The following is a 553-nucleotide window of genomic DNA, read 5'->3' as shown; positions in this document are numbered from 1 at the left end:
TTCCCCTAGGGCTACCTTGTTACGACTTCACCCCAGTCATGAACCACACCGTGGTAATCGTCCTCCCGAAGGTTAGACTAACTACTTCTGGTGCAATCCACTCCCATGGTGTGACGGGCGGTGTGTACAAGGCCCGGGAACGTATTCACCGTGACATTCTGATTCACGATTACTAGCGATTCCGACTTCATGGAGTCGAGTTGCAGACTCCAATCCGGACTACGACAAGTTTTCTGGGATTAGCTCCACCTCGCGGCTTAGCGTCCCTTTGTACTTGCCATTGTAGCACGTGTGTAGCCCTGGTCGTAAGGGCCATGATGACTTGACGTCGTCCCCACCTTCCTCCGGTTTGTCACCGGCAGTCTCCTTAGAGTTCCCACCCGAAGTGCTGGCAAATAAGGATAAGGGTTGCGCTCGTTACGGGACTTAACCCAACATTTCACAACACGAGCTGACGACAGCCATGCAGCACCTGTCACTGCGTTCCCGAAGGCACCAATCTATCTCTAGAAACTTCGCAGGATGTCAAGACCAGGTAAGGTTCTTCGCGTTG

1 rRNA gene is annotated in these 553 nt (G+C 53.0%); it reads right to left on the bottom strand.

The window, feature by feature from the left end:
- Window positions 1-553, bottom strand: a 16S ribosomal RNA gene (locus A3751_RS03090); the annotation flags it as partial.

This window comes from Oleiphilus sp. HI0080 (genome assembly GCF_001635135.1).
Note: the sequence above shows the minus strand (reverse complement) of the source record. Positions and strands in the feature narration are given on the sequence as shown.